The organism is Vibrio sp. 99K-1, from assembly GCF_013114585.1.
GTDB classification, from domain to species: domain Bacteria; phylum Pseudomonadota; class Gammaproteobacteria; order Enterobacterales; family Vibrionaceae; genus Vibrio; species Vibrio chagasii_B.
The window spans coordinates 99,547-116,868 of sequence record NZ_VTXF01000007.1 but is presented as its reverse complement, the minus strand read 5'-3'; the positions used below and the strand labels follow the sequence as shown (position 1 = coordinate 116,868).

The 17,322-nt window shown below is 42.4% G+C and carries 11 protein-coding genes; 5 read left to right on the top strand and 6 right to left on the bottom strand.

The features are described 5' to 3' along the window. The 4 genes from dptG to F0228_RS07575 all read left to right on the top strand — a co-directional run bounded on the left by dptG (position 1) and on the right by F0228_RS07575 (position 8,339). Positions 1–1,341 (top strand): DNA phosphorothioation-dependent restriction protein DptG, encoded by a 1,341-nt coding sequence (gene dptG, locus F0228_RS07590; protein ID WP_102424652.1) that lies wholly within the window; start codon positions 1–3, stop codon positions 1,339–1,341. Next, positions 1,322–6,406 (top strand): DNA phosphorothioation-dependent restriction protein DptH, encoded by a 5,085-nt coding sequence (gene dptH / locus F0228_RS07585; protein WP_171762086.1) that lies wholly within the window; start codon positions 1,322–1,324, stop codon positions 6,404–6,406. The genes dptG and dptH overlap by 20 nt, the downstream gene beginning before the upstream one ends. Before the next feature lie 264 nt (positions 6,407–6,670). Then, a complete protein-coding gene (locus tag F0228_RS07580) occupies positions 6,671–7,165 on the top strand; it encodes a hypothetical protein (RefSeq protein ID WP_171762085.1) in 495 nt (164 codons plus the stop codon). After that, a complete protein-coding gene (locus F0228_RS07575) occupies positions 7,158–8,339 on the top strand; it encodes a DGQHR domain-containing protein (RefSeq protein ID WP_171762084.1) in 1,182 nt (393 codons plus the stop codon). The genes F0228_RS07580 and F0228_RS07575 overlap by 8 nt, the downstream gene beginning before the upstream one ends. A 138-nt stretch (positions 8,340–8,477) precedes the next feature. Here the strand turns inward: F0228_RS07575 and dndE are convergent, their stop codons facing one another. From dndE to F0228_RS07545, 6 genes are all read right to left on the bottom strand, one after another. Continuing rightward, positions 8,478–8,825: a DNA sulfur modification protein DndE gene (dndE, locus tag F0228_RS07570; protein WP_171762083.1), complete on the bottom strand. Its 348-nt coding sequence runs from the start codon at positions 8,823–8,825 to the stop codon at positions 8,478–8,480. Beyond that, positions 8,825–10,834, bottom strand: coding sequence for a DNA sulfur modification protein DndD (gene dndD, locus F0228_RS07565; protein WP_171762082.1), 2,010 nt, complete (start codon positions 10,832–10,834; stop codon positions 8,825–8,827). Before dndD ends, dndE begins: the two co-directional genes overlap by 1 nt. Positions 10,835–10,842: 8 nt before the next feature. Then, a complete protein-coding gene (locus tag F0228_RS07560) occupies positions 10,843–12,477 on the bottom strand; it encodes a DNA phosphorothioation system sulfurtransferase DndC (protein ID WP_171762081.1) in 1,635 nt (544 codons plus the stop codon). Then, a complete protein-coding gene (gene dndB / locus F0228_RS07555; protein ID WP_171762080.1) occupies positions 12,474–13,553 on the bottom strand; it encodes a DNA sulfur modification protein DndB in 1,080 nt (359 codons plus the stop codon). Before dndB ends, F0228_RS07560 begins: the two co-directional genes overlap by 4 nt. 205 nt (positions 13,554–13,758) lie before the next feature. Then, positions 13,759–15,780: a DNA phosphorothioation-associated putative methyltransferase gene (locus F0228_RS07550; protein ID WP_171762079.1), complete on the bottom strand. Its 2,022-nt coding sequence runs from the start codon at positions 15,778–15,780 to the stop codon at positions 13,759–13,761. A 27-nt stretch (positions 15,781–15,807) separates the two neighbouring features. Then, positions 15,808–16,335: a hypothetical protein gene (locus tag F0228_RS07545; protein WP_171762078.1), complete on the bottom strand. Its 528-nt coding sequence runs from the start codon at positions 16,333–16,335 to the stop codon at positions 15,808–15,810. A 187-nt stretch (positions 16,336–16,522) separates the two neighbouring features. On the opposite strand from F0228_RS07545, the gene F0228_RS07540 reads away from it, so the two are divergent. Beyond that, positions 16,523–17,317, top strand: coding sequence for a YeeE/YedE thiosulfate transporter family protein (locus F0228_RS07540; protein ID WP_102425888.1), 795 nt, complete (start codon positions 16,523–16,525; stop codon positions 17,315–17,317). Positions 17,318–17,322 lie beyond the last annotated feature (5 nt).

The window sequence follows — 17,322 nt, the reverse complement described above, 5'->3', positions numbered from 1 at the left end:
ATGACAATGGATAATTACACCCAACCATTTAATCAATCGCTGCCACAAACTGCGGAAGGCGTGCCGAATAAAAACAGCCTAACCAGCTACTTACCTATTCGAACTAAAGGCAATGATTTTGATTTTGATGCTGTCATCGGTTTGGTTTTGCGTGGGCTTTTACGTAAAAAGGTAGAAGGCTATAGCTACGACGAGTTTGTGGCCGACTGCCAAAGCGCGTTTGAAGAAAAGCTTGGTGAAGAAGAGTTTTGGCAAGTGTTAAAAGAGATGTATTTTGAAAATAAAGACATCTTTACTGTGAGCCCTGAACTCCTTCTGTTCCGTGCACAAAAAGGTGAATTTGCAGCGGGTGATTCACGTGTTGCTTCTATGTACACCAATTTACTTCAGAACATGCGTGTAGAAGAGTTTGATGCCAAATTAAACTTTATTGAACGTGAAATGCTTTCTACGCTTCGTGGAAAAATGAAGTCTGACTCGTCGTTGCAAGCGAGCGAGAAACCGTATCTACCTTATCTTTCGAAAGCATTCCGTGACGACCTTAAATTCTTGGCAAGTCGCCCTAAGTATCTGCTTAGTGAAATAGAGTCGTTCCTGTCTTTTTATGGTTTCGCATACACTGCGCAGTTGAGTTTAGCGCTAACAGATTGGCGCAGTGGTCAAGAGCCAGTGGCTAAGCCTCTCTATTTCATTATGGATCATGAGCGTGCCAGTAATGAGCGTACTCATATTAAGAATCATGGCTATAAGCTGTTTAATGAGTCAGCCACTCGACTATTCCCTATGCTGACGATGCTTGAGCTGCTTCAGCCGGGTGTTGGAGATAAGAGCGCGATAAAAGTACCTCTGTGGGAGATATCTAAGGGTATTCAAGAGTCGAAATCGACGCACCTAAAAGAACACCTAGAAAACTTTGCCAGAGCCTTTAAGTCACAGCGTAATCTAGACACAGCTCTAGATGAATCTGAACTGGCGATCGACTGGCTTGGTAACATAATGAAGCTCGCATCCGCACAGTTTAGCGTCGGCGAACGTTTCAATATCAACAAGAAGTATGTGTCAGAAGTAGAAAAGTACCTAGCGTCTCACTTTATTCAAAGTCGAGGCCGCAGCGGTCGAGTATTAGTGCTCAACCAAGACTACATCATCTTATTGACCAACCTTGTTGTTGGAGAAAAGGACAAACTCCGTTTCCACGAACTGATCACAGCCTTTGAGCAACGTGGCATTTTCGTTGATAAACAAACAGAACAAGAACTAATTAAATTCTATGAGCGCATTGGTAACGTAGAGCGCATGAGTGATAGTGGAGACGCAGTTTATGTCCGTAAAACAATTTGAGACCTTTCTAGTAGAGCAGTTTTTAGCGGATGCTGAAACACACATCAAGGCAGGTTTCCGTTATCAATTTAAGTCGCCAGACAATGAAAATAGTATGCGCTTGTATCAAGCGATGACGGCTCATTCTGAAAACAGCATTGATGCGACTAACGATATCAGGTTGCCATTCATTGAACTGTCAGGCTGCAAAATCGTACCTGTGATTCATAGCGAAAACCCAGCAGAGTTCGAAGGTTTCACTGAAAACTACATCTCTCATTTACGTGACGAAGTGGCGAGCCAATCTGGCTACTTAAAAGGTTGCGCTCTAGTTGTGATCCATAACAGCTTGCTTGATACCTTGATCAACTCTGCAGAAGACCTGGCTCAAGTGGGACAGGTTTGGAGCGCATCAAAGATCAAAGCGGCAATGAAAGGGTTAATCGATCAGCAAGACAAAGGGCGCGATGTGTCAAATTGTCTGCTTGATGACCAATTCGATGCCATTTTAGAAGATGGCGCAACCATGTTTGGTTTCGAGTCTCTATATAAAGCTGTTGAAGACGGTGACTTGCGCTTCAATGAATTAGGCATGTTTGAAGATCCGCTCGTAGCTGAAATGAGCGGCAATCCTAAGCAAATTAAAAAACGCCTAGAAGATAACCGTGCACTTTACGAAGAGCTCTCTTTTGAAGTTGAACACTTTAGTGGTCAGCTTCAAGACCGCTTGAAATCATTTGGCGAGAAATTTATTAAAGAGAACTTCTCAGAAACGGATGCATGGAAAGATGTTGAGCTCGAAGCATTCCTACAAGAGAAAAAGCGTAATGCTCAGCAGCAGCTAGTTCTCGAAGAAGAGCAGGCTAGCGACGGTATGACCATCACGGCTCGTAACCGTGCAGAGACCAAAGCGGGTATGCGTGACCGCCACTTAATCATCGAGTTAGATGAAGATGTAAATGAGTTTGAACTGAAGCTGATCTTCCAAGGTGCGAGTAATCTCGATAAAAGCCAATTCAAAATTCAGCCAGCAAAAGCGCTTAATAACGAAGAAGTGATTACCACACTGAATGGTTTGAAAACGACACGAGCTAGCTTGAAAGGTACGTACAAGCATGAGCCACTGTTCTTTAACTTGGCTCTAAAGCGCGAGAACAAATCTGAGGTTTATAACTTCCGTTGTTTAGTCGTTCGTAAAGGCGAGTTCTATATTGAGCCATTCAAAAACATCTTCTTGGTTGAGCCTGCACCAGCGAAGCAGCGCTTAACCTTGAACATGGAAGAAAACAAACTGCAAATCAGAACCAACGAAGGCAGCGCATGTTCACTACTTGATGCTAAGCAGGTTGTCGATGCTGCAGATTACGCCTTCGTGGATTTTGAAGCGTTAGCTAATGAAGCTGACGAAATAGATTTTGCCGTTAAATCAGGCGATAACCAGCTCAAGTTTAATGTTGAAGGTGCAGTCGCGACTGATTCATTGAGTTTGCCTTTATTGCTTAATAGAGGTCGTTATCACAAGCTTTTCAAAGATGAATATAACGGCGAGTTTTATTCTCAAAAAGGCAAAGTAGGCATCGATAACAGTGAGTTTGTTGTTCCAGGTGTTCGTTTAAAGCTGCTTCGTTGGGAAGAAGAGTTTATCAACCAAAAAGTTGTTTCTATTGCTGATTCGGGTGCGATTAAACTCGATGACCTGCAAGCGATTGATGATGCTATTCATGGTTCTTACGTTGAGCTTTTTGATTACCTAGAACAACGCCGTAGTACGCCATCATTGGCGTCTTGGGGCGATGAATTTACAACACTCGTCCAAAATACAGTTGATGCTTGCTTAGCGTATTTTGAAGCAATCCCAACGGGTAGCATGCTGACAAAAGAACAGAAATCAGCGTTGAAAATCGGTTTGGTGCAATCTGAAGATGAAGAGTACTACTCACCTTTCCACCCGCTGATTTTGGCTTACTACCTCAACCTAAGAGATGCGATTCGTGATGATAAGAGCTTTGCTCAGCTTCCTGATGTCACTTTTGAACGCCTGTCGCCAAAAGGTTTGCTGCCATATGTTTATCATCCAAAGCATGAGTTTTCCTACAACCAGCAGGTGAAAGAGAACGCGTTCTGGATTAAGAGTGTGCCTCAAGAGAAAAGCTCTCTTACGTTTGTTCGTAAGCTGGTAAAAGAGAAAATCGATGAGTTCCAAACTGCATTCAGCCAACTGTTCACTGGCTCTGAGAAGAGCATTATTGTTAATGCGGTGAACCAAGACAGTGCTGAAGAGCTGTTTATGGGGCTGGTGGATTACATCCGTAGTAATCAAGAGCAGTCAGCATCTATTCACATCAACCTGTATGACGATAAGCTAGCGTTCAATGCGTTTGACCGATTCGCAGAAACAGCCAATTACGATGAACTAAAAGAGTGGTTAGAGCTTAATAAGGGTAAAGTGCGTGAGGTTGCCGATACTATTATCGACATTCTTCGAACTCGTCTAACGTACAGTAAGTTCACGAATGCTCAGGCTGAGAAAGATGGCCAGTCTTACGCGCACCTTTCTTTCTTCCGTAACAACGACAAAGTCGATTGCTCAGACATTGCGATTGAAGATATGGCATCAGGTATAGCTTGTGACGGCCTACTAACAGGTGATGCTTCGGAAAGTAAATCAGGTTCGTACTTTACGGGCTTTGGATTGAAAGGTACGGACTACCAAGATCACCCACACTTAATGATGGCGAAGTATGTTGGCGCTCTATTAAAGCCCGCACTCAAACCGAACACTCAATATCACGGTGCAAATGCAGTTGCCTTAGCGGTCAGTGAGGACTTTAAAGGTTTACTAGAGCGTTCATACGATAGCTCTATCTGGACGACCATTATTGATCCTAAGGTTACGTTGGACTTCTTCCACAGTAATGAAGACGTAGTATTGATTCACTATTCAGATCAGTACACCAGCTCTTCTAGCTACGATGCAATCACTGTTACTGCGCAGCGCGGTTTGTTTGAGAAAGTTATCAAGCAAGGTGATGGTGGCCAAATCAATGAGTTCAACGCGTTCAACGGTGATTGGCTGTTGAAAATGATGACCTGTGCGCCAACCATTAATAAAGAGCGCAAAGGCGTGATTGGTGCCTACAAGTTCGTGACTAGCCTAGTGCATGATTCAGACATTACATGGGTGCCGCTGTCTGTTGCAGAGATGATTCGTGTATCGGGTAATATTGGCCTCAAGATGTCTGACAGCGAGTTCTCACGTAATGTTCAAGGTTACAAGAAAGGCGAAATTTCTGACGATGTATTGTTAGTTGGTTTCAAAGGCCAAGACATGTACCTGCTACCTGTCGAAGTGAAAACGGGCTCGGTGCCGAATTACAATAAAGCCGTTAAACAATCGAAAGAGCTACTACGTTACTTAAGCCAAGACTTACTAGGAAATGATGACCTAGCGAGTAAGCTTTACCGTGGCCTATTTATGCGCCAAGTATTGATGCAAGTCGACAAGTATCGCCTATACAAGGTGTTTGCAGATGATTACTTTGATAGCTTGCTTGCCAACAAAGAAGAGTGGCTAAGAGGTGACTATTCACTTGGCCAAATCGCAGACTACCCAGAAGGCTTTGTAGTTAGTCACCTTGAAGGGGCTGGCTGTTTACAACCTGACTACCAAATGATGGAAGGGGTGTTAAAAGTCGACCTACCTATGGGGCTACTTCCTGGCTTGGTGGAAACTCCGCTGCAAGAAGTGTTGAACGAACTAGATGTAGTGAAACTTTGCCACGTGCCAAGTGAATATGTGTTGAATGGCGAAACTCACTTAGAAAAACTCGCTGAAACTGAACCTCAGCCAGTACTTGTGGAGTCTGATGAGGTGGAGACTACAGAATCAGTGCAGCCTGAACAGCCTGCTGTTGAAGAGCAAGTAGTGCCAGCAGTTGAGCCTATGAAGGTTGAGGCTAATAGCAACCTAAACGTGTTATTTGGCCACAATGCGTTAACACAAGCACCACTCAACTGGGAGCCAACTAATACTGCCCAATTCATGAATACCAATACCGGTATTATCGGCACAATGGGTACAGGTAAAACGCAGTTTACTAAGTCAGTGATCACTCAGCTTTACCGCAACCAAGCAGACAACGTAAACGGTGCGCCTATTGGTATGCTTATTTTCGACTACAAATCCGATTATGTAGACGATAAATTCCAACAAGCGACTGCAGGTAAGAAGTTTAACCTTCATAAGCTGCCGTATAACCCACTGAGCTTGTTCGGTGATACGCCAATGTTGCCAGTGCATACCGCGCGTGGTTTCTCGGAAACCATGGGTAAAGCGTTTGGCTTAGGTCAAAAGCAACAACTGCGCTTGCGTAAGCTGGTGGGGGAAGCGTATGAGTTAGCGGGTATTCGCAAAGCGGATCCAATTACTTGGTCAAAACCAGCTCCAACAATCTCACAAGTATGGGACTTGTTTATTGAAACAGACCCAGATGAAGATTCATTATACGCGGCACTTGAGAGCTTATATGAGCTAGAGATCTTTGAAGACGACAATACCAAGTGTATGAGCCTTTATGACTTGGTGGATGGCATCACGGTAGTTGAACTTGCGGGTTACCCAGCAGAGATCCAAAACCTTGTCGTTGCACTTACGTTAGACCTTTTCTACTCACAGATGCAGAAGAAGGGCAAGCCAGAAGTGCAGGGCGACTTCCGTCAAATCACTAAGATGATTTTGGTGGATGAAGCTGACAACTTCATGTCTCAGAACTTCCCAAGCTTACGTAAGATATTGAAGGAAGGCCGTGAATATGGGGTAGGTGTGATTCTTTCTACGCAAGATATCACCCACTTCCAAACTGGTGAAAACGACTACTCAAGCTATGTACTTACTTGGGTTATTCACCGCGTCGCGAAGATTCGCCCGCAGGAGCTGAAAGCGATGTTTGGTGTCAATGAAAAAGCTGAGCAAGAGAAGCTGATGGAAACCATCAACAAGCTAGAGAAGCACTACAGCCTATACATTGACGGAGCCAAGAAAATACTCCCGATGAGAGACAGAGCATTTTGGGAGCTACTGCCGTAAGTAACTATCTGATTAAAATCAACAAAAAGCACCTTTTGGGTGCTTTTTGTTATCTATGTCATTTATTGTTTACTTGATTTAGGTATAATTTATTGATTACTCTGAAATGGTCTCACAAAAAGTCTTTTCAGAAAAATATCTAGATTATATTTTAATACTGGATGATATCTATCTTTTGGTGGATCTCCAGCCAACTTTTTAAGTGGCTATGCATAGATACACTTTGTTACTGTACTTCTCTAAGAGTACAGATAAAGGATTTTAATGAACTATATAAAAACACAGTTGAGTCGACTTAAAGCAGCCGCTGGAAAAAGTAGCTTTTGGTTTGTCTTATTAATTATCATACCTGTGTCTATGCTGGGTATTTGGTGGCCTGTTTTTTTTGAATGGGATAGTTATCCATCTTATTTTATGCCTGCTTCTTGGTTTACTTTTGGTCTTGGATCTTTAGCAGTATTGTCATTTGAAAAAATGTTTTCACCGGAACGAAGCGATACATATAAAGGAGCAAATGCAATTGTTATTGTACTGTTGTCAATGATTGGCTGCTTATGTTATGGAAAGGCTCTCTTATGTGAGCTTAACAATAAAGAATTATCGGTTGTTTGGTCTAGTAATGATGGGGCTATTAGCCTTAACGTATTAGGCTTAGCTATAGTTTTGAATATCTTAGTTTGGGTGGGGCATATCATTTCCAGAATTGATTATGACAAAGACATGCCTTCTAATGCTTTAGGGAATAGTTACGATGCCTAACAGAATTATACCTGCGATTAAAATTGAGCAACCTCTTGGTGTGTTTTATGTGTTTAAGATGAAAGCATCTGAACTTGGGGGATTAACATTCTCATCTCGAGCAAAATATAGAAAATCAGGCGTGCTCAATAATACTTTTAAAGTTATTACAGGAAATCAAAGAGAGTTGGATGATGGTAGGCAGAGAGATATCGCACGTTTTATCAACTCTGTTGAAAGTGCTTTACCTAACTCGATAATCCTGGGAGCAAACTTTGACGAAAATGGACAATTAGTCGAAGAGGGTGAGAAATGGTTCGTAGAAGAGGGTGAGAATGGCTTCAGTACTCTTCATATACCTTCTGATAAAAAACTTGCAGCTGTTATTGATGGTCAACATAGATTAGCTGGTTGCTTAGAGTCAGAAAGGAGTGACATTGAGCTCTTATGTGCGGTATATCTAGATTTGCCTATTCCTTACCATGCTTTCTTATTTGCGAATATTAATGCAAACCAGAAAAAAGTACCTCGAAGTTTGGCTTATGAGTTATATGGGTTTGGTACAGATAATGAAGATAAAGCTATTTGGTCACCTGAGAAACTAGCAGTATCGATAGTTAGAAGGCTTAACTTTTCTGATGAAAGTAAAGTAAAAGGAAAAATTATCCTTGGGGCTCAAGATGAGGGTAATGATAAAGGTTTTATTTCATTGGCTTCCTTTGTTGATTCAATTATGAAGCTGATAACAACAAACCCTAAAAAAGATAGGGACCACATTCTTTATTACAGAAATAAAAAAGGTAGAGAAACTCTAAACACAAATGATAGCCTTCCTCTCAGAGGTGTTTATATCAGTGGTGAAGATGACATGTTGGAGCAACTAGTTATCGATTATGTTAATTATATTTTTGATCGATACGATGAAAAATCCTATCTATATAAAACTATTGGAGTAGAGTCTTTGTTCTTGCTTCTAAGAGAGTATATTAAGAAAGAAAGCAAGTGGGACATGAAGTCTATTTCTGAGTTTTTAAATCCAATTTGGAATATTGATTTTTCTGATAATTTCTTCACAGCATCAGGTATTGGCAAGTCAAGAATATACAACACTTTGTTAGTTGCGACAGGAATAAAAAAATTAAGTGATGTTAAAAATCTTGAAGATGCAGAAAAAATAAAAGTATTAATTGGTTAGTTATAAAAAAGAGGTCGAAAATTTGACCTCTTTTTTATTTTTCTTGTGAAATATAACGCAAAGGAAAGAGAGAACCTCATAATTGATTATAACTTCGCTTTATGGGGCATTGTGGCGAACTTCCAAATAGAGGTTGTTCTATATAGCATCAGATAGTCGTTCAATATTTCTATAGTTTCTAACTGAAGCAATACCATCTTCAACGTGTGCTGCCCAAGCTTGTTGGTACTCTTTGGTATCAAGCTCTGGATAGTACATTTTCAACATTAGCTCAGTCACATCACTAGTTTCACCAAGCCACGTGTACTTATCTAAAACCAGTGAGCCGTCCAATTTTGCTTCTTGGCCTTGATATCGGAAGTCACTTTCAATGGAACGGAAGAAAGCGATACGTGCTGAAACGTTTGGAGTGATACCAGTGTAGCCTTTCAACTTTTTAAGCTGCTCTTCAGTAGAGCGGGTTAAGTTCATACGGTTAGGTAGCATTACACGGCCTCCTTAATCGATTCTTTCCAGAAGTAACCGTCTTTCAATGTTGAAGCCTTAGTTGTGCCGTCGAAACAGATCTCATAAGTACGAGCAATATCGTCTTGGATAAGGCTTGTGTAGTTTCTATCGATCTCTGTATCCGTTGATAGAATCACCACTTGGTGGCTTGCTGTTGGGAAATAATTCTCAACAAGTTTGTCACGGTGATGTGAATCCAATCGACCTAGTGGTGTGTCAATGATGATTGGAAGTTTTCGACCAGATGTACGACCAAGAGCCTCTAGAATCGAGATCGCGTAGATCTGCTTCTCACCAGCAGACATCGCCTTACGGTTGATCTTAATACCGTGTTCATCAACTAACTCAACATCGAATGTTGCTGGGTTGATTGAAGCTGTGAGTTGTAAATCTTCCTTACGAGCAAGCTTCTTGTATGACTGAACGAACTCATTTTCTAACTGATTAACACGAGCTTTAGTTAGCTGTTCACCAAACTTATCTAGCAATAAGATTGAGTTTTGCGCATTACTAATACTTTGATCTTTGTTCGATTGGTCTTTGTGCTTATCGTGTAGCTTCTGAATTTGACGTGCTGTTTCTAAAGCTAGTCGAAGTTCTCGCTTAGCCTTTTCCAGTAAATCATGATATTCGATAATCAGTTTTTCTTTCTTCTTATCTAAAGTGCGAACATCTGCAAATAACTCCTGCACTTGTTCTTGCTCTGGTGCACGTGCGATATTATTTGAAGCGTTGTCGATCTCTTCTTCGACTTTTTGGAGACGTACTCGTGCTTTGTCAAAACGAGAGAAAGAATCTTGCGATAGGTTAGACAACTGGTAATCGATAGTATTCGCTTGGCGATCAGATATATCTAAAAGAAGCTCTGTTGAATCGAATTCACCGACGTGTGCTTTAAAGCTATCTGCAATTGCGTTTTGCGCCATCTCGGTATCAAAGCTTGGGTATTTTGAGCATAGAGTTTCTAGGAAAGAATCTAGCTCATTACCAAAGTTCTGCTTCTTCTTAACTTGTTGCTCTTGTTTGATCTGAGTTTGAAGTCTTTGCATTGCTTTCGGAGCAAGTGAAAATGGAAGGTTGGTTTCCATTTCCATACGAATTTGCTTTTCAAGCTCGACTTTCTCTTTAAGCAAGTTTTCAACTTTGTGTTGCTCATCTTCTCTGGTTTTTGCCCAAGCACCACCATTCTGAGAAAGTTTGTTTTCCAGGTTAAGAATATCGCGTGATACTAGCTCAATTTGAGCATCAACAATATCAGCCTCACCACGAAGTTTTTCAGCTTTACGTTCGTGATCAATTCTTTGCTCGTCTAATGCATTCATCTCTTCTTTAAGAGATTGGCTTAAAGCTCCGGAACCTTGCTTTTTCAAGAAGATATTTAGGTCGCTTTTGAGTTTCGCGATTACATCTAAACCTAGTAGTCTACGTACAGCGGTTTTAAGTACGCTACCAGATTCATCTTCTGCTAGTTCAGCGATTTTTTCGCCGTCGAAGAAGAACAGGTCAGCAATACCAGTTGGAATCAGTTCATTAAGAAAGCCCTGGCATTGCTCGTAATTGAGCTCTGGTATTTGAGCACCATCTTTTTCAAGGCACAGGTTATCTTTTTTACCGCGTTTCCAACCACGAATCACTTTATAAGTGTTCTCTTCACCGTTTTGGCTGTATTTAAACTCAAGTTCAATCGATGCGTTATCTTGAACGCCACCATGGCCGACACCTTTATGAATCAGCTCGGATAGGGCATCAACATACTCACCATTTGACAGAACTTGGCTAAATGATTGACGGCCAAAAAGAGCAAGTCGTACAGCGGTCAGAATCGATGTTTTACCAGCACCATTAAGACCACCAAACAGAATGATTGGTCGTTCAGTTCCTTCAATAGGACCATTTTTACTTAGACGAGCAGGAGCAGGGCGCAGGTCGATTTCATGCACACCGCGAAACACGCGAAAGTTGTTTAAAGTTAGTTTTGTAATCAACATTTCAGTATTTAAAACTCTTTTTGAAGCTGCTTATCTAAGTCAGCAAGCTGTTCGTTATAACGCTCAATTTCTTTTTGGTGAATATCAAACTCAGCCTTACTCTGCAGAGAAGCATGCTTTTGTTTAATCTCTTCCAAGCTTCCCCAGTCTCGCTTCAATAGCGATGCGATTTTGTTTGAAATACCGCTACGGCGACTTAAACCTTCCATAGAAACTTCTAACTCTATCAGTTTCATGATCATCTCGGGCTCAACATCGAAGTTGTCGCATAGCTCATGAATTAGCTGTGCGTCATCTTTACCAAAACTCGCGTTGTCGTCGTATACCCAATCTAGGTCATAACCATAAACGTCTTTGAAAAGCGACGGTAGAGAGTCATCCCAGTCTGGCTCATTTGGATCATGAATCCATTCCTGGCGAATAGCATGCAGTTCTGGAACTGTGATTAACTCAATCTCTCGGCCTTCTGCCTTAAACTTCTTATCTAGTTCTAGAAGCTCACGAAGCCATTGGCGGCGGTATTTAAGCCAATAAGGGCCAGGAACGTGTTTACGTTCCGTGGCGATATCTTCACCTTCTTTGGCGTATTGGTAGCTCACTTTACCGGTTCTGCGTTTGTGGTTTCGGTATTCTTCTTTGTTTGCTGGATCCGTTGTCATTGCTAACTTATTTCGGAATTCCAGAAGAGGAGCCATCCACTCTTCACCGTTTTGGATAAGGCTTTCCATCGCACGGTCTTTCGTTACAACTGTACATGTCCAACAGCCAAAACGAGAATTACCACAAGATGGTGTCGTTTCATCAATAACCATTGGGCATTCACCTTGCCCTGAAGAATCTTTATAAAGATTCCAAAGCACTAGGTTTTTGCCACCCCAAGGGTTTTCCCATTCAAGGTCGTAGTCATCTTTCCAGATGTTCCTAGTACCTAATGGTGTTTCTTTTGTCTCTAGGTGGCACAGGCGTAAGATTTTCCATACGTCATCGACAGCCCAAGTATCAATTGGCGTGTAAATGAATGCGTTGGCTAGAGTTGTATGGCGAGCTAAACGAGAACCATCAATTTTATGTTTAGCGATAACTTGAGCACGCGAGGCACTTTCTTGGCTGCGAGAGCCCAATACTACAATCACCTCATCAAACTGAGATACTTTGCTTTTGATGAAGTCACTAACCGGATCGATCTTCATTCGCTCTGTACACCAGCGGAAAGAGCGAGTTGGTGCTGGGTAACCTTTACCAAGAAGGCTTGACCAAAACGTCTGGTCAGATTCTGGTACCACTTTGTGACAGCTGATTGGTAGGTCGTCGCGTTTAGCGCCTTTTTGTATCGCTGCTAAAGAGTCTTTTATATGGTTTACAACGACAGGAGTCTCAACCAAGGTGTCTGATGAAACGACAAATACCGGTTTATGACGTTGCTCTTTCTCTAAACCAAGGAGTGCCATATAAACCAGTGACATAACTGCTGATGAGTCTTTACCACCGCTGTAACCAATTACCCAAGGGCGATTGTCGGCGCAGTAAACACGCTGCACGTCAGCGATATAGTGGCTGAGTTTGTTATTTGCGAACTCTTCAGCGTTGATGAATTCTTGATATTCTTCGGCGAGATCTTCTGCCAGTTTTAGCTCGTGTATCATGATAACTGCTTCTCTAGAGCTTTTTCTTCTGGGGTTAGTGGTAACCCAAGTTCAATTTTTAGTGCATTGGCAGTAAGCTGAATATTCATATTCGATTTACTCAGTTTGCCATGGTTCATGCTGCGCTTAATCCATTCAGGGTTGGTTTTTAACCAGTTCACCTTGGTTAGCTGTTGAAGCTTTTCTTTCCATTGCTTTGGTTCTTGGCAAAGCAGGTGTTTACCTAAAACACCGATAGCATGCAGTCCAACACCGTGTGCGTGAATGTATTCTTGGCGCAGCTGTGCTGGTGACACTTGTTTGTCTATCACCATTTGCCAATCTTTAATATGACACGTGACTTCTTCCCAAAATTCACGTGCTAATTGTTTTTCTTCTTCACTGAAGCCATCCTTCGGGCCTTTGCTTAAAAGCGCTCGAGTAGATTGTTTTATGCTGCTTAAAGTGAATAGTTTGTTCGACTTAGGACTAATATTGGATTTCTCCATTTCAGTCATTCCGATGAAGGGTTTTACTTTGGTTGCTAATTCACGCGCAAGCTCTGAGCTTTCATCTCTATGATCATACAGTGTGCCAAGAGATGGACTCGGTTTGACGGCGTACTTGTTTAAATCTGCAAACATTTGTTGGCTTCTACCCAAGCCTTCATCGATAAAGAACAAGACCGGGATATTATCTTGGCCTAGATCTGGGTTTTCTTTCAGTGCTTCTTCAATCGCTTTACGACGGTGTTGCCCATCATTAATTAGGATCTGCGCATCCATTGGTATTTGAAGCGTCCCTAAGTTAGGTGCTCCTTCGTGATCATGGAATGAGATATCAACACCAACAGAAGCTGTTAGTGCGGAGAAAACATATTCTTTAGGGTTTTCCAGCAGATACTTCACCATTTCAGGTATACGAGTTTTGTTCAACGTCCTTTGAGCTCTTAGCTCTGGCGGAACATCATCTTCGTTGTAACTGAAAATTTTTGGAATGATGCGAAGAGGGCACGTCGCAATGTAAAATGGACGTCCTGCTTGAATTCCTCTAACAGCAGGAAAGGAGTAGCAATAGCCTGAATCTTGATTTTGCATAGTTAGCTCTAAGTTATGTTATTTGTCTATGACATAAACCATAGTTGGTATGTCATATTTTGACAAACTAAGCTTTGAGTTTGTTATGTCTTAGTCTTTTCTATGAGAATTATTACATAGGTATGCCAAAATAGGTTGGGTATTTTACAGGTATGTAGATCATAATTCTATGGCAGGCGCGGCTTTTTCTAGCACTAGAAAAGGACTATTTTGAATTTAAAGTAAACCCTTTGATTTCTTTGTTGTGTTTACCTAAAAGCACTTCAAACTCTGCTCTCACCATTTGCGTTTCTTCATTTGATTCGAACTCCATGAGCTTCGCCAAGCGTTTGTCGAAGCTCTGTTGTTTCTTGTAGTTCTCGTGTTCGGTTGGGATGTAAAGATGCTTATTCAGCAGTGGCGGCCTGCGATCTTCGTTTACGTAATCGAAGAAGTCGATGTCTTGCTCGGCCATCTTGATTTTTATGCGCTCGACTAGGAAAGGTACTGATTTTTCAAAGTCGTCATAGGCGGTTAGGGTGAGCTTACCGGATGTGATATGAATTTTGATTAAGTCTATCTCTTCATCTAGCTCACCATACATTTGTAGCCCCGCGCCTACGTAGACTCGCAGCAGCAATGGTAAATCATCAATAAAGTCTCGGTGCAGGATCAATGAATGCCCTTCGTTCAAAAGGCTGGCTGGTAACTGGTTGTTGTGGGCTTTCTCGCACTGCTGCTGGATTAAGTCGGTGTCGGCAATTGCAAACAGCAGCTCGGCAGCCAGGTTAATGGCAGTTTTGTAGTCATCAAACAGCGCTTTGATATCACGCTTTAATGGTTCTGGCTGCTGGGTGTAAGGCTTTCTTTTCTCAAACAGCCCCATCGCGAAGTACAGTAACAAGTCTTCCTTTCTACTCTTTTCCGCTTGTTCAAACTCTTGGGTATCGAACATCTCTTGCAGCAAGTTGAACACTTTTTTGTGTGAGCCGACTAGCTCTCGGATTTTGTCAGAGTGTTCAAATTCGTCGTTGGCAGGAATACGGCCTAGTTCCAAGCAGGTATTCCAAAAGCTGTTGAACAGGTCTTGATGCTGAGTGATAAGTAGCTTGGCTTTATCTTTTGCTTCGATAGGTTCTGGCGAAGTCAGCTGTTGCCACTTGTGGTGTCGTTTGTATTTACTCTGCAGGTATTGCTGTTCTTCGATTTTGTCTTTGAATATATAGAAAATACCGGGTGCGACGGTAATGGCGTCTTCTTGAAGACTTCTTTCTATGTATGCTTTTATCTCAGATTGCGCGTAGTACTTTTGAAAGGTGTTACGAGAGGTGATCACCCCATCTTTATAGGGTTTGAACTGCGCAATGTAGTTCTCGTTCGCCAGCATTACAGACACCACCAAGAACTTGTCGGTTAGCTCCCAAGCTCCTAAAAGTGCCTCTAACCGTTCATCTTGATCTTCAATAACGTTAAGCACAAAGCCTAAGTTAACGATGCTGGAATTAACTTTATCGTTGTCCGGTTGAAAGTTCGGGTCCCAACCAAGCACATCTAAACCATGCGCTTCAAGTTCTCTTAAGTCGTCGCCTCGGCCGCAACCGTAGTCGAAAATAGAGTAGGAGCCTTCCAAGTAACCATGCTTTACTAAGGTTTTCATCGGTGCAGACAACTCATGTCTTACTAGCGCGGTTCTGTGTCTGTCTATGCCAGCATCTTCTACTTGTGAGATTGCAGAGCTACGAAACAGGCGGCCATCGACAAGCTCGTAGCCATGGCGTGCAATCAAGTTCTCCCAAGAGCGCTTAAATCCGATCAAGCGACTGTTCTCGTACAGCCCTGCATTTTCACCTTCTTGTGTTAAAGAGGTGAAGTGTTCGAAGTATTCACTGTCGGGCAGAATCATGGTCTCTTTGCGGTGCAAAATCGGAGGGTTATCAGAGCCTTCGTAGCTCATGATTTTATGGCTGAGTTTAGAGAGGTCGACGTTTAAGCTCTGTTTTAAAGCCGGGTAAGAGTCGGTGTAAAAGTCAGGGTAGTGAAGTAGGGATAAACGGAACTCTTTTTTGAATAGTTTAACTAGGTTCCAGTTGTCGTCTTCTAAGCTAACGGCTTTTGCGACGGCAGGAATGAATTGAGTGAGAACGTTCGGGAGGGCATTGAGGGCGTCTCTATGAAGGTAAACGGCATCCGGCAATTGTTTCCCCACTTTGATTTGTGCCACCAACTCAGCAAACAGCTCTTCGTTCATTCCTTGTCCTCTCAGATGTTTTTTCGATTATAAGTCATTGAATAAGGTCTGTGTGGCGATGCCTTTTGCACTTTTCGTATTTACGCGAAGCCCATCACTTCGCGTTTGTCGAATCAGTGCATATCGGCTGTTTTCAGGCCCGATGCTGATGTGAATCGGTTTGTTCTTTCCATAAAAGTAGAGGCGGTCGAACGCTAGGTAGATGCAAATGTATTTCGCGATCTCATCCATCCGATTTTCATAGCCTTCAATATAGAAATCGCAAGCCGCGCCATCGCGTTTGCAAATACGCTTGCCTTTGCTGTTTAGCTCCATCGAAGCGTGTTGATCAATGTCTGGTGCCATGTCACCTGGGCTGTTCTTCAACATCCAACGAAGCAAAGAGTGGCTGGTATAGCCATAAGTCACCGTTACTTTTCCAAACTCTCGTTCGATGGGCTGGAGAATCTGAACCATTAAACGCTGTAATTCGGCATTAGAAAGCTCGTTAGTTACGTTGCTACCCAAATAGCCGGGGTGCTTGTGTTTATGCCAGTTAACCAGTATGTGGCTCATATTCTTACCTAGAAGTTCTACGCTCTTACTATATTTAACGAACGACAACAGCAAAATCAATGCAATCTGGAGGCTAGGTATGTTGTTTATTCTCGCTTTGCTCTGCATTTTCTTATTGGGATATCTCGCCCAAACCACAGGCCTTTGTATGGTGAGAGGAGTAAAACAGGCGATAAAAGGATCACCAATGTTCATCGTTGCGATTGTTTTTAGTGGATCGTTGGCTTGGGTCTCCATGGGATTGGGCTCAGTGATTGAGGGGCGCCAGCTGTCTACGGCTTTTTGGCCGAGTTTGTTCTCACTGCTTGGTGGCTTTCTATTTGGTATTGGCGCGGCAATCAATAGCGGCTGTGGGGTGTCTACAGTGAGCAGGTTAGCTCGCGGCGAAGTGGTTATGTTGGCGACTATATTCGGTTGGTTTGTTGCATGGCTGGTGTTTGCTCCAGTTTTGCCTTCGGAGTTGAAAGGTTCTAGGTTGGTACTGTCCGACTTTTCCAGATACGTATTCCTTGGAAGTATCTCGCTCACAATTGTAGTGAGCTGTTACTTTATGAACTCGGTCAATCGTAAGCTGTGGTTTTCGATGCTGGGTATTGGGTTGATGGCCGGTTTCGTATTTTTGTATGAACCGCATTGGACACCAAGTGGTTTGCTGAAATCTATGGGTACTTCAATTTGGCATGGGAAGACAGAAGACTGGCCGACTAGTGAGCGTTTTATATTGATGACCTCACTATTGGTTGGAATGATCAGTGCTGCGTTATTTACAGGATCGTTTTCATTGAGGTTTAGCCCGATACGTCGGTTTGGTAAACATTTGATTGCTGGTGTATTGATGGGGTTTGGGGCCGTAATGGCCGGAGGAGGGAATGATACTCAACTTCTTGTTGCCATGCCGGTGCTCTCTCTCGCGGGTGTTTTTTCTGTGTTGAGTATCATTGTTGGTATATATACCGGAGTTAAGTTGATCCAAAGCCGATAGTTAGC